Raw genomic sequence first — 12,767 nt, 5'->3', positions numbered from 1 at the left:
CACTCAAATGGGTGACCTGACCACAGTTGGTTGCATTGAACCGCAAAGCAAACCGCGTCATAGTGCGTTCAGATTGTTCATACATTCATTTTCCGATTGATGGCGCAATGACGGATTCTCTTTGCGATTGACCACCTACCTGCGCACACCACACTGGAGCAAAAACCGAGAATGCCATACGTTCGTCATGCGCAAAAAGCGGAAATACCAATAACAGAAGACCAGATTTTCGCACTTGACGGTGTGGCCTTGGCACGAAGGAAAATCGCTGCGGTAGGGACTGCGCGTGGTACTGCTTTTTTGATCCACGGCACGGCGCAACATTCGCTTAATCTGGCAGAAACAATGCGTGGGCTGGCCAAACACGGCTGGAACGTCTGTGCGGCGGATTTGCGCGGGCATGGGCATTCATCAGGACCGCGCGCACCTTTGGGACATATGGAAATTGGGGCAGGCTGGGAGAAACTCGTGGCCGATCTGATCCTCTCGATGAAGACCGCATTTGAAGATGTGCCGTGGCAAGACCGTTTGATCGTTGCGCCCAACATCGGCAGTCCACTCGTGCTTGAGGTGTTGAAAACATGGCCTGACCTTGCCAGCAAAATCGTGATGATAGCCCCGCCGCCAAATCAACCTGTGATCATGAAATTGGCGCGTGGGATTTCGCGTGCGAGGGCTCAGTTTAATCCTGAGGATAGCCCTGACGATCTGACCATGCATCAGCTTTATAGCTTTCTTGGGGCGCATCTTACGGATCGTGATCATTTGATTGATGTCATGTCCTCGGATCGTGCAATTACGGATGTTTTGCTGGCCGATCCCTTGGCTTGGCCGACACCAACCACCGGGTATTTCTATGAAATGTTTCGTGGCATTGATAACGCGTGGAAACGCGACAAGGCGGTGCAATTGGCAAAAGGGACTGCCTTTCTTATCATGTATGGCAGCGACGATCCGATGACCGCCAGTGGCGCCTTTGTTGTGCCGATGAAAAAACACTTTGCAAAAATGGGCGCAACACAAGTCGATAGCTTGTGCGTCGAAGGCGGCCGCGCAGGCATGGTGATTGACGAAAAGCGTTTGCAGATTTCCACTTTGATCAGCGATTGGTGTGGAAAAACACACGACAGCCATGAGACGATTTCTGCGGACACGTCAATTGACATGGCTGATGTGAGCTCTGATATCTTGCGGCGGCTTGGACATGAAGACCTTGATCGCATTTTCACACCAGAAGAACTAGTCGCGTTTTGCTATACGCATATTGAAGACGATGACCGCTGGGTTGAATTGCTTTATCGCTGGACCCATGCGATGGCCGCTGACACCCCCCTAAGTGTTGCGCAATTTGACAGCGTTCTAAGGGCATTGATGCCGCATATGGAACGGTCTTATGCGTTGAATAAGAAACTGATGTCGTCCGCAGCCCTTGGGGCGATTTTTCAGAATGTGATTGATCGATTTCAAATCGGGATCGCCGTTGTGTCGGCAAATTTCGAAGTTTCTTATGCCAATGACAGTTTCTTTGATGCGGTCGTAGAGTTGGGTCATCCGCGCCCTGCGCCCGTCGACCTTAATGCACTGACACGCATTGCACAGTCGTATTGCGATGCTTCATTCCGCGCGGCCTGTCGTAAAGGGTCCGGTGAGCAACTTCTTATTGTTGACTCAGAGGCCGTAGGGTTTCATTTCCGCCCAGCCGCGTTGCGTCAAACTGCCCTTGAACGTGGTGGGCCCGCAGCGGTGCTGATCTTGCGGCCGACGGGGCATGACATGGATAACAGCAATCGTGCCGAACTGTTGCAACTTGCCTATGGGTTAACACGCAAAGAATCGCTGGCAGCGGTAGGTATTCTTGACGGGTTGTCACCAGATGCGATTTCAACGCTGCTTGGCGTGTCGATCCATACCACCCGGACGCATCTTAAGCGTATTTACGAGAAAGTGGGGGTTAAGGGGCAAACTGACCTCGTGGCGCGGCTTTTGAAGGGGCCGCTTGGCCTGATCACGCGGCGTTAACGCATTATGTTCCATGTAAGCGCTGCCCAAACCCTTGCAGTTCTTGGCGTGTTGTTGGTTCCGCTTGTGATGTCCGCTTGGGATTACCTGCGACGCGGTGGCATTGTTGACGCTGGGCAATTTGCGCTGAACTCTGGCGGCAATGGTTGGGTCTGCACAACCGCAGGCGCAATCAGTGGCAATGTCGGGGTTGGGACCTTTCTGGCCTTGTTCTTGTTTAGCCAAAACAGCCCGATCATAGGATTTGCGATTGCTTTGGCCTATACGTCGGGGCTGTTTTTATGCGCGGCGCTGGCGCCGATATTACATGCACGCGGGGAGCATTTTGGCATCGTCGGCCTTGTTGATTTGATCACCAAAAGCCATGGCTTGCGTCATCAGAGCCTTATCTGGATGCCACTTGCGATAGTGTTTGTATTGCGCTCGGCAGTCCAAATTGGGGCGCTCGGGCTTTTGGTGCAGGCCAGTCTACCCGGACAATACACAGTTGCCGTGGTAATCTGCACTGCGGTCTTGGGCCTCTATCTAGTGATAGGCGGCTATCAAGCAGCCGTCCAAAGCGATGTCTTCCAAGCTGCCGTACTTCTCGGGGCGATAGGTTTCGTTGCGCTCAACCTAACGGTTCCCACAACACCAACTGCGCCCGTCATCACATTCGGGACGCATCACCCAGCCATTCTCATTGGGATCTGTCTGTTTATCCCTTTCAGCGCATTGCTTGCGGTGGATAACTGGCAACGCATCACCATTGCACAAACCCCGCAAATCGCGCGACAAAGCTATGTGGTTGCGGGGATCGTATGTGGCTTTATTTACGGAGTGATCTGTCTGGTTGGATATTTTGCATCCCCAGCCCAAACGATGCAAGCCGCCTTTGAAATGATGCTCCCCGCAGGGATGGGTTGGGTCGTCATTGCAATGCTCACGGCCTGCATCATGTCATCGGTAGACACGTTCATCATGCCGCTCACCAACGGGCTTGGCCCCAATCTGAGCATCAAACGCATGCGTTTCATTGTCGTCGCATTGCTAACAATAACGGCTGTCGTCTCGATCTTGATGGGAGATCTGATCAATCAGGTCATAACGGCCTTTAACACGCTCTCTGTTTTTCTTCCTGTGGCTTTGGGTAGTTTGTTTCTCAAAGCTCCCGGCGCCCGGGCTGCTTTCATTTCCATGAACGCCGGTGTCTTCAGCGCACTTTTCGTCAACTTTTTCGCACAGGATTTTGCCACAATTGTTGGGTTTATGGTGGCCAGCATAAGCTATTATGCGTTTCAGCCACGCGCGACAGCTATGGGTGTGAGCTGATGAGACTTACCAAATATGGGCGATTTCACTCTATTTCCACTTTCCTAAACCTCAGCATACTGCGGGCAGCGCCATTTCTAACCTCTGCAACAGACATGCCCATCACGCTGGTGTCAGACTGAATCCATAGATAGATCGACAATTGCGGCGCATTTGCATTTGTAGAGACGCCATATCCACTCAAAAACGGAGTTCCGGCGAGACCGCACTCAAATAGCGTGTCGACCTCGCCCGTGTCTGGGAAGTCGCTGTATGCGGGGTTTGTGGGGTCGGGGGCATCAAAATTGGCAGTTCTTTCGTGTTCCCAATCCAACACAAATTCGCGGCGCAGACTGTCGCCTTGGATCACAAGCGTTCCATTGTCGAACGACACAGTGACATTCAGTAGCGGAGAGAGAAAACCGTCTGGGATGGCAGTCCCCGAAACCTCGGCAACGCTGGGGCCAATTTGTAACAGCCAATCTTGTTCAAGAACCGCCTCTAATTGGGCGTTAAATCTTGCATCGCGCATTCCGCAAACATTGATATCTTGTGCATTCACCGTCTGCCCAATTGCGAAGAGGGATGCGGCGATGAGCACCTGTAATAAGCGTGTCATCAGAACTTATCCTTTCTCTCGCATTTCTTCGATCCTCAGGATCTCCGAACGTGCCGCGCTGGCGTCAGCATCAAAGAAAAAGTTTTGGGCTTGATCAAGGTTATTGCCGGGAACCGGGCTCATGCGCATGTTATAGCTATCAAACGGTGCCTCGCTAAAGGCGGCGCGGTACTCATCTGATGTATCGGTGCGCACTAGCATCCCATCATACACCGTAGTGTCTTGATATGATTGAACAAGAGACCCTTCCATGATGACCGGATACCCCTGCGTAGCTGCGATATCACACATCGTCAGCCATGGTTGTGCCTGTTTCACAAAATTGGCGCATTCTTCGGAGTTGGCAGTATCAAACGTTAGCATTGCGCTCAAAGCACCATCCGGCGTTTGTAAAATCTCATAAGTTGCAACAGTCCATGAACCGACCGCGCTTTGTTCGACGACCATCACCGGGCCAGAGGGGGCGGTTTCTTCTAATTTTACAAACGGTTCGTCAGCAGTGCGCCCCATCGTCATTACAAATGTCAAAGCTATCACTGCGATTATGGCCAGTGCTGCAACTGCCAGCATGGTGGATTTGTTTTTTTGCATTCATCGTCTCCTGTAGTCAGGAAACATACCGCAAGAAGGACTAGTGTACCGTCACTCATTTGGGTGAGGTTTGGTAACTAATAGGAAGGTGAGAAGGGAAGACCGGCCTCCAATATTCTTCGGAGTATCCGTGATTGCTGAATTGACACTGCCAGACAATATCAACGGTATCCGTCTCGCGCGATTGACACCCCCAGCACCGCCCCAAGTAGTTTTTGCCCGGGCGCGGTAAATCCCTCGTACGCCAGCAGCAGATGCTTGGGGGGCATCGAAAAGAACAGTGCGTGAAAGCTGCCCTACGCACGGTTCATCACGACAGCCGGTTTGTCCGCGACCTGATTATTGGACCCGCACGCAGCGAAAGTGTGGTTTGGGAATACCTCATTTTGCCCCTCTCGATGGCCGCTCTCGTAAAATCTGCTGCGTTTCAGAATGCTTACCGCTGTACATGCCGGTAAATGCTGCGTGAGCAATAGCTGCATCTGCAAAACGCGGGTTTGTCCGCGTAGCAGTCCTTGGTGCACGCCGCAGCGAACGGCCGCTGGCCGCCAGTTGGTGTCGATGATTTAGTTCAAGGGTTGTTTTTCGCGCTTGCGGCGAAAGCATACAGTGACCCGCTCGGCAATCATTGGTGCTCGCATCAGCGAATGTCTGCAATCCACCCTGACAACCTTACCCGCTCATCTCAATGTTCGCCCCGCGCATTGGCGCGGCGCACTTCGTTTTTCTCGACGTGCGCCAAGGCACGTTCGATAGCATCAGGGTTCCACAATCCGCTTTCATTGGCCAATGTCGAAATGAGGCTCTGAAACCATGGGCGGTCATTTCGTCGCCAGAATACCCCATACGGCGCAATGCCGCGTTCAGGGTGTTTTCAGACATAGGGCGCGTCCATGTTCGCAAAGACGGAAACAGGTAGTCGCCTTTGTTATTCATGGCGCGCAGTTGTTCCAGCAACGTGATCGCTGGATCAGGCAGATGTACATTATGATCACGACGCATTTTCTTCTTAGCCGCAGGAATTGACCAAACGCGCTCGGCTAGGTCGAACTCTTCCCACATCGCGTTACGCAGTTCCCCCGGTCTTTGGGCAAGGATCGCCAACAGCTTTAGAGCAATGCGCGTCGTTGCCTGCCCTTCGAATCCATCGATTTCGACCATTAAGCGTCCCAGTGCTTTGGGTTCGATAATTGCAGCACGGTGAACACGGGTGGGGCGGATCAAGGCGTCGCGCAGCGCATTGGTTGGATTAGTCTCAGCTATCCCGCTGGCAACAGAACAGCGAAATATAGATACGATACTTGCACGCAGGCGGTGCGCTGTCTCATAATTGCCTTTCGCCTCAACCTTACGAAGCATCTTAAGGATCATAGGCGCGGTAATCTCTGTTATCGGCTAGCGGCCAAAGTCACGTTTCGCGAGCTTCAGGTGATATTCTGTCTTCGACAGTGTGGCCGCTGACTTCCCCTCTTTGCGTTGTTTAGCAAGAAATGCGGCACCGATTTTTTCAAAGGTCTGACCTTTGGCCTCAAGCCTAATACGCTTCTCTTCTTGCTTGGCTTCGCTGGGGTCAATGCCATCCGCCAATAAGGCCTTGGCAATGTCGCGCACTTGACGCGCCTTGGCTAACGCTACTGCTGGATAGTCACCGATGACCAACAAACGCTCTTTGCCATCGATACGGTAATTAAAGCGCCACGACTTTGATCCGCTAACCTTCACAAGCACAAACAGCCCTTCAAAGTCGCTGACTTAGCACGCTTTCTCGCGTGGTTTGAGATTTCGAATCTTGATATCGCTTAGGGGCATGGTGGGGCTACGCAGTTTTTCCAGTTTTCATCGTACCCCCTAGAATACCCCCTATCTGGGGGTACGCTGCTGGACGTTATAAAGAAGCATTGGACAAACGATCTCGACACAAACCTTACAAACAAGGTGCTATCGGAAGTCATCGGATAAGTCTGAATGATAAAATGGTGCCCCCACACGGACTCGAACCGCGGACCTACTGATTACAAATCAGTTGCTCTACCAGCTGAGCTATAGGGGCACTGGTGTGCAGTTTCCTGCTTCGTCTTATCGACTGAGCGGCATATAGCAGGGACAAACTTGGCAATGCAATGGGGTTTTTTGCACATTTCCGAAAAAAGTTTTATCCGCGGATTTACCGGTTTGTGCGGGCAAGCAATGCGACGGCAGCCAACCCGACGAGCGTGATCATCAGCGCTGCGGGCGCGGCTTGGGCGATGTCTTCGAGCGAGGCTTTGGCGTGCACGCGCGTGGCCAATGTATCATAGCTGAACGGGCGCAAGAGCAGGGTTGCGGGCAGCTCTTTGACGCAATCGACAAAGACCAAAAGCAGCGCCGATCCGATCGAGGCTTTAACCAGCGGCAGATGCACCGCGCGCAACGTCCCACCCGCTGAGCGCCCCAGTGAACGGGCGGCCATCGGCAGGCTGGGCGCGACCCTGCCCAATGCGGCATCCGCTGTGCCCTGCCCGATCGCAAAGAATCGCACCACATAGGCCAGCACCAGCGCGGCGGCGGTGCCGGTAAAGATCAGCCCCGGATCGCGCAGCCCAAAGCGCACGAATGTATCCGCCAGCGCATTGTCGAAATAGGCCAAAGGCACAAGAATACCAAGCCCAAGAACCGCGCCGGGCGCCGCGTAGCCGATTGCTGTGACCGGCATCAAAAGCGCGGGCAGCCGTTTGCCGGACAGGCGCACGCCGTAGACCATAAACACGCCGCCCAAGACCGTCAGCACGGCGGCAATCCCGCCAACGGTGATGGTGTGGAACAGGGCCTTGCGCAGGCCGGGGGCGACCCATTGCCCTGCGTCAAACGCATGGGTCAATAGCACCGCCACAGGCAGGATAAACCCGCCCAGCACAGGAATTAGGCAGCAAAACGTCACCGCCCAAGCCCGCGCGCCGTGCAGTTGGGCAGCCGTAACAGGGCGCAGCCCGCGAGCAGAGCCAAAGAATTTGCTTTTGCGGCGGCTGAATTTTTCAAGCGTGACCAACAGTATGATCAACCCCAGCACACAGGTCGCCAGTTGCGCCGCCCCGCCAAGGTTTCCACCCTGTAGCCAGACCGAAAATATCCCTGTCGTCAGCGTCTGCACGGCAAAAAAGTCGACAGTGCCAAAATCATTCACCGTTTCCATCATCACCACGGCTACGCCTGCGGCAATCGCAGGCCGCGCGAGCGGCAGCCCCACCCGCCAGAACCGGCCAAAGGCCCCTGCCCCCAATGCTTGGGCAACTTCATAGGCGGCGCCGGATTGTTCGCGAAACGCGGCCCGTGCCAAAAGATAGACATAAGGATAAAGCGCCATGCTTAGCACAAGCACCGCTGCACCGCGCGTCCGGATTCCGGGGAACCAGTAGTCGCGGGCGGTTTGCCAGCCCATAATTTCGCGCAGCGCCGTTTGCACAGGGCCTGCATATTCCAGAAAATCCACCAGCGCATAGGCCCCGACATAGGCCGGCACCGCCAATGGCATCAGCAAGGCCCATTGCAACACCCGCCGCCCCGGAAACCGGTACATCACGACCATCCACGCAGCGCCAGTGCCGATCATTGCGGTCAATGTGCCGACGCAGACCATCAAGATCGCGGTATTCGCCAGATAGCGCGGCAGGGTCGTGCGCAGCAAATGCGGCCAGATATTTTCGGTCGGAGTCAGCGCAAACCAGATCACTGCGCCAATGGGGATCAGCACCATCATAGCAATCACAACCGCCCCGACAGACCAGGGCGATACAGGGGAACGCTTGCGCGCATGCGTTGATATTTGTCGAATAGTTCCGGACATGAAAACCGACTATCCGAAAGCAGTTTAACTGTCCAGAAATCCCCCTATGATAGGGACAATCATACCAAGAGAGTGAGCCCCATGCAGATTGCACATCACATCGGCGCGCATGGCACCGATGAAGATCGGTTGCTGAAATCAACCCTGCGCAATGCGGATGCATTGGTGAAACACGGCATTGCCGCACCCGGGCCGGGAAAATACCGCAGCCTTATTCGCACAACAATTCAAGGACTTGACGGCGCGATACCTGCGGCGGGCACCCGTGATGTGCTGCTTGACAGCATTGTCGAGGATGACAACGCGCAGCGGCTGTTGTTGGCAAACGGCAACTTTATCTGCGTGCCCAATCGGGTGTTCGAACATGGGGTATTCTACCCGCAGGCCGAAACAAAAACGCGCGCGCTGCGCAGCCTGTTCCCCGACGACCAGCTAAGCCTGTTTTTTGGCATGCAACACCCCGCCACATTCTTGCAAGACCTGATGCGGCGCCCCAAGGCCACCGGATTTGCATCACTTTTCGGGATCACGCGACCGGCGGATATGCGTTGGGCCGATGTCGTGCGGCGCCTATTGGCGGGGGCGCCGGATGCCCAACTGACCGTTTGGTGCGAAGAAGACGCGCCGATCCTTTGGCCCCAGCTGATCCGGCGTTTCACGGGCCTTCCGGCTGCGGCCCCGATTTCGGGTGGGCTGGACGCATTGGACGGGTTGATGCAGCGCGACGGGTTCACAGTCTTGCGCGACCGGCTGAATGCGCAGCCCGCAGCCAGCGAAAGCGCGCGCCAGACAATCATTGCCGATTGCTGGGAAGAATACGCAATCCCTGGCGCGGATGAGGCCGAAATCGACCTGCCCGAACTGGACGCGGGCATGGTCCAAATGATGTCAGATAACTACGAGGCAGACCTTGCAGAAATCGCGGCGATGGATGGCGTCACATTGCTGCTGCCCTTCGCCTAGAACCTACATGCCGATGGCGGCCATATACATGTCCATCACGGCTTCTTCTTCGGCGATATCATTTGCGTCACGCTTGCGGATTGCGACAATCTTGCGCAGCACCTTGGTGTCGTAACCGCGCCCTTTGGCTTCGGCCATGACTTCTTTCTGCGCCTCGGCGATGTCCTTCTTTTCCGCCTCAAGACGTTCATAACGCTCGATAAACTGGCGCAATTCGTCGCCTGCGACAGTGGATACAGAATCGGTGACTTGATCGTTCATGGCTGCTCTCCTGATAGGTTTTTCATGTCCTAGCCCTTGCCCCGCAGCGCCGCAACCCTTGCACGATGCGCGCGCGCGCGATAGGCGGACATAAACGCAAGGAGACGGGTCATGGAAATCATTGTTTGGGGCGGTGCGATTTTGTCGGTGATCGGGCTTGCCGGCATCGTCTATAGCATCGTCGCGGTGACCAAAGCCAAACGCGCAAACCTGTCCGACGAAGAATTGCGCGCACGTGTGTCGGTGATTTTGCCGATCAACCTTGGCGCATTGTTCGTGTCGATGATCGGACTGATGGCGGTCGTGATCGGGGTTTTCTTCGGCTAAAGCGGGCAGAACACCTCGTAGGCGCGTTCAAGCATCGGGCGGACCCGTGGATCCGCAAGCCGGTAGCGCATGCTGCGCCCGTCCCGTTCGCAGATGACAAGCCCCTCGCTGCGCAGGCGGAGCAACTGACCCGATACATATGACTGGCTCGCGCCCAATTGCTCTTCGAGCGCGCCAACAGTTTGTTCGCCCGGCACAAGCGCGCATAAAATCCGCAAACGGCCCGGATTGGAAAGCGCCTTGAACAGTTCAGCGGCTTCGACCGCCGCCGCATCCATTTTTTCCGCAATCATTTCAACTGTTTCCGACATCGAACCAACACCGCTGCATTTATTTATATTCCAATATTGAAATGTTTTGGAAAGCCTATATGTTCACCCCTAGAGAAATTGAACAGCCCGTAATGTAAAGGCATTTTTAACAGGACCGCGACGACGCCCGGCCAAAACCGGTGCGGTTATCAGCGTCCTAACGGGCAAGAAGACAGGACTGTGACATGCATATCGACTGGATTTACGGGCTGATCGGCGGCGCGATCATTGGAATCGCAGGCGCGATATTCCTTTTGTTTAACGCGCGGATAATGGGCGCATCGGGGATCATCGGCGGGCTGGTCGACGGCTCGGGCAAAAGCGACTGGCAAGAACGCGCCGCTTTGGTTGCAGGGCTGTTGTTCGTGCCGGGGATAGCCGCCTTTGCGACGGGCGGCGCGCAAACCAATGTGACAGGCAATCTGGTGGTGGTCGTCGCCGCGGGGCTGCTTGTGGGGGTCGGCACACGGCTGGCGAACGGCTGCACATCGGGGCACGGGGTTTGCGGGATTTCGCGACTGTCGCTGCGCGGCATAGTGGCCACAGGGTTTTATATCGGCGCGGGCGGGCTGACCGTTGTGATCTTTAAACATGTTCTAGGAGTAATCTGATGCGGGTGCTTGTTTCATTTATTACCGGCGCCACATTTGGCGTAGGATTGCTGGTATCTGGCATGACCAATACCGATAAGGTGCAGGGATGGTTGGATATTTTTGGCAATTGGGATCCGACACTGGCCTTTGTCATGGGCGGCGCGATCGTGCCAATGGCGATTGCATGGCAGCTGACAAAGTCGCGCAAACCCGTCTATGCCGACAGTTTTCCCGCGCCGCCTGAACCGCGCATCGGGCGCAATCTTGTGATTGGCTCGACATTGTTCGGCATAGGTTGGGGGCTGGCGGGGCTTTGCCCTGGTCCGGCGGTTGCTTCGCTTCTTTTTGGGGGCATTGGCGGGATTGCATTTATGATTGCGATGCTTGCAGGCATGGCGATCGCACCACGCGTGCGGACACATCTGGACCAATACGAAACAGCAAGCTAAAAGACCCGTCATGGATATTAGACAGATCAGCCCGACCTACGCGGTCTCGCCGCAAATTGATGTCACGGACATGCCTGCAATTATTGCGGCCGGGTTTACGACGATTATCTGCAACCGCCCCGATGCCGAAGTCCCGCCAAGCCATCAGGCCAACGCAATAGAAGCCGCAGCCAAGGCAGCCGGACTGGCATTTGTCGTTAATCCCGTCACCCATCAAGGGTTGAACATGGATATGGTAAGGCTTCAAAAAGAGGTCATGCTGGGCGCAAATGGTCCGACTTTGGCTTATTGCGCCTCTGGCACCAGATCATCCATCGTCTGGTCGCTTGGCCAGGCTGGTGAAATGCCGACCGATGATATCATCGCAGCTACTGCCGCTGCCGGCTATGATCTGGCAGGGATGCGCGCGCAACTGGACCACCTTAGCGCCGGTTAATTATCTTCCAGCGCCGGTAGTTCCGCAGTTGCGGTCATTGGAATACCCAGATCAGTTGCCTCCGACGCCTCTGGATAGGATTCGGCATCCCCCAACATGTGATCCAAGCCAAGTGCGGGCGGGGGTGCCATTGGTGCCCCGTCAAGTTCAGACAGTTCTGGTGTGATTTGTTTTTCGATCCGCAACGCGCGCATGCCACCCACCTGCCCCAATTTGGCATGGGCGATTATCTTGCCGTCCGGCGCGCGCAAACGCACCGAACCAACCGTACATCCAGGAAGCGGCACAACCTGCCCCACAGCAAGCGATTGCGCCGCACCGATTGCCATTTTGAACCGGTGTAAATGCGCGTCAAGACAGGCTGGTGCCGCCGCAATACTGGCCTGAAACGCGCTGGACCAATTGATGCAGGCTGGCGGCGTTACTTCGGGTTCTTGCGCGACAGTAATCACCGGAAGCGCGATCACGATTTGCGCCTCGCGGTCGGCGACGCCCAGATCAACCGTCATGCGCAGCAATCGGTAGGGGCAGTCGCGCAGGTTCAGCCCCGCCCATCGTTTGCTATCAATCTGGTCTTGCGTCTTGATATCATCAACCCAACCGCCAAAACTGGTGCCGGCCAATGCGGGTGGTAAAGCGCCCAGAAACGCCGCAAGCATCGGGTCACAAAGGATTTTATCCGTACCCGTTGGTGCACGACCATCAGATTTTTGTGTGCTTAGCCGCCCCATTGTCTGCATTTCGACAATCGCAGCGCGCAGTTCCATATCGAGTGCTGCAAGACCGACAAGCTGTGCATCACGGGTTAGCCCCACAAGCAGCAGCCCGTCATCCAATGCGGCAAGCATTTCATCAAGCGGCACAATGTGATCGGCAACGCCGCCAACCGTCAGTTCAAGCCCGACCGTATCATTTGCAGCCTTGGTCAATGCCAGCCGCACCGCGCGCGACGATGTGACAGGGCTGTGGCCTTTGGCCTGTTCATTTTGCCCCGTCATACGCCGCAAAATGGATGAATGTGTGCTGTCAGACATGCGCCCGTTACCAAGAATTCCGCGATTAGAATAGCCAACCAATCGTTACGGTTA

At 55.2% G+C, this 12,767-nt stretch carries 15 protein-coding genes and 1 tRNA gene; 7 read left to right on the top strand and 9 right to left on the bottom strand.

Annotated elements, in window-relative coordinates:
* Positions 1 to 171: 171 nt before the first annotated feature.
* Together BM320_RS04740 and BM320_RS04735 are read left to right on the top strand one after the other, a co-directional pair.
* Positions 172 to 2,019: an alpha/beta fold hydrolase gene (locus BM320_RS04740; RefSeq protein ID WP_090197079.1), complete on the top strand. Its 1,848-nt coding sequence runs from the start codon at positions 172 to 174 to the stop codon at positions 2,017 to 2,019.
* Between the two features lie 6 nt (positions 2,020 to 2,025).
* Positions 2,026 to 3,330: a sodium:solute symporter family transporter gene (locus BM320_RS04735; RefSeq protein ID WP_090197075.1), complete on the top strand. Its 1,305-nt coding sequence runs from the start codon at positions 2,026 to 2,028 to the stop codon at positions 3,328 to 3,330.
* 25 nt (positions 3,331 to 3,355) lie between these two features.
* Here BM320_RS04735 and BM320_RS04730 read toward each other — a convergent pair whose 3' ends face one another.
* The 6 genes from BM320_RS04730 to BM320_RS04710 all read right to left on the bottom strand — a co-directional run bounded on the left by BM320_RS04730 (position 3,356) and on the right by BM320_RS04710 (position 8,339).
* Positions 3,356 to 3,928, bottom strand: coding sequence for a hypothetical protein (locus tag BM320_RS04730; protein WP_090197072.1), 573 nt, complete (start codon positions 3,926 to 3,928; stop codon positions 3,356 to 3,358).
* 6 nt (positions 3,929 to 3,934) lie between these two features.
* A complete protein-coding gene (locus BM320_RS04725) occupies positions 3,935 to 4,519 on the bottom strand; it encodes a hypothetical protein (RefSeq protein ID WP_131802281.1) in 585 nt (194 codons plus the stop codon).
* A gap of 672 nt (positions 4,520 to 5,191) precedes the next feature.
* Positions 5,192 to 5,878 carry a tyrosine-type recombinase/integrase gene (locus BM320_RS16500; RefSeq protein ID WP_242650954.1) on the bottom strand — a complete coding sequence of 229 codons (687 nt, stop codon included), beginning with the start codon at positions 5,876 to 5,878 and terminating at the stop codon, positions 5,192 to 5,194.
* Positions 5,879 to 5,914: 36 nt separating this feature from the next.
* Positions 5,915 to 6,247 carry an Arm DNA-binding domain-containing protein gene (locus BM320_RS16495; RefSeq protein WP_242650953.1) on the bottom strand — a complete coding sequence of 111 codons (333 nt, stop codon included), beginning with the start codon at positions 6,245 to 6,247 and terminating at the stop codon, positions 5,915 to 5,917.
* A 246-nt stretch (positions 6,248 to 6,493) separates the two neighbouring features.
* Positions 6,494 to 6,569 (bottom strand) — tRNA-Thr (locus tag BM320_RS04715).
* A gap of 114 nt (positions 6,570 to 6,683) precedes the next feature.
* The gene (locus BM320_RS04710; RefSeq protein WP_090197063.1) at positions 6,684 to 8,339 is read right to left on the bottom strand and encodes an ABC transporter permease; all 1,656 of its coding nucleotides are present in this window, start codon (positions 8,337 to 8,339) and stop codon (positions 6,684 to 6,686) included.
* Between the two features lie 81 nt (positions 8,340 to 8,420).
* Between BM320_RS04710 and BM320_RS04705 the strand changes: the two genes are divergently transcribed.
* Positions 8,421 to 9,302: a hypothetical protein gene (locus BM320_RS04705; protein WP_090197060.1), complete on the top strand. Its 882-nt coding sequence runs from the start codon at positions 8,421 to 8,423 to the stop codon at positions 9,300 to 9,302.
* A 3-nt stretch (positions 9,303 to 9,305) separates the two neighbouring features.
* Here the strand turns inward: BM320_RS04705 and BM320_RS04700 are convergent, their stop codons facing one another.
* Positions 9,306 to 9,563, bottom strand: a complete 258-nt coding sequence (locus BM320_RS04700; RefSeq protein WP_090197057.1) for a DUF2312 domain-containing protein — start codon at positions 9,561 to 9,563, stop codon at positions 9,306 to 9,308.
* A 111-nt stretch (positions 9,564 to 9,674) separates the two neighbouring features.
* Here BM320_RS04700 and BM320_RS04695 point away from each other — a divergent pair, with 111 nt between their 5' ends.
* Positions 9,675 to 9,890: a hypothetical protein gene (locus BM320_RS04695; protein WP_090197054.1), complete on the top strand. Its 216-nt coding sequence runs from the start codon at positions 9,675 to 9,677 to the stop codon at positions 9,888 to 9,890.
* Here the strand turns inward: BM320_RS04695 and BM320_RS04690 are convergent.
* Complete coding sequence (locus BM320_RS04690) at positions 9,887 to 10,201, bottom strand: ArsR/SmtB family transcription factor (RefSeq protein WP_090197051.1); 315 nt, start codon at positions 10,199 to 10,201, stop codon at positions 9,887 to 9,889. The two genes, BM320_RS04695 and BM320_RS04690, sit on opposite strands and share 4 nt — an antisense overlap.
* Positions 10,202 to 10,386: 185 nt before the next feature.
* Between BM320_RS04690 and BM320_RS04685 the strand changes: the two genes are divergently transcribed.
* The 3 genes from BM320_RS04685 to BM320_RS04675 are packed head-to-tail and all read left to right on the top strand — an operon-like array spanning position 10,387 to position 11,679.
* Positions 10,387 to 10,812: a YeeE/YedE family protein gene (locus BM320_RS04685; RefSeq protein WP_090197047.1), complete on the top strand. Its 426-nt coding sequence runs from the start codon at positions 10,387 to 10,389 to the stop codon at positions 10,810 to 10,812.
* Positions 10,812 to 11,243, top strand: a complete 432-nt coding sequence (locus tag BM320_RS04680; protein WP_090197044.1) for a DUF6691 family protein — start codon at positions 10,812 to 10,814, stop codon at positions 11,241 to 11,243. The genes BM320_RS04685 and BM320_RS04680 overlap by 1 nt, the downstream gene beginning before the upstream one ends.
* 10 nt (positions 11,244 to 11,253) lie before the next feature.
* Complete coding sequence (locus BM320_RS04675; RefSeq protein ID WP_090197041.1) at positions 11,254 to 11,679, top strand: protein tyrosine phosphatase family protein; 426 nt, start codon at positions 11,254 to 11,256, stop codon at positions 11,677 to 11,679.
* On the opposite strand, the gene BM320_RS04670 is transcribed toward BM320_RS04675, so the two are convergent.
* Entirely contained in the window at positions 11,676 to 12,713 is a 1,038-nt protein-coding gene (locus BM320_RS04670) for a FliM/FliN family flagellar motor C-terminal domain-containing protein (protein ID WP_090197038.1), read from the bottom strand. The genes BM320_RS04675 and BM320_RS04670 overlap by 4 nt on opposite strands.
* Positions 12,714 to 12,767: the final 54 nt, after the last annotated feature.

Source organism: Yoonia tamlensis, assembly GCF_900115105.1.
Taxonomy (GTDB): domain Bacteria; phylum Pseudomonadota; class Alphaproteobacteria; order Rhodobacterales; family Rhodobacteraceae; genus Yoonia; species Yoonia tamlensis.
Note: the sequence above shows the minus strand (reverse complement) of the source record. Positions and strands in the feature narration are given on the sequence as shown.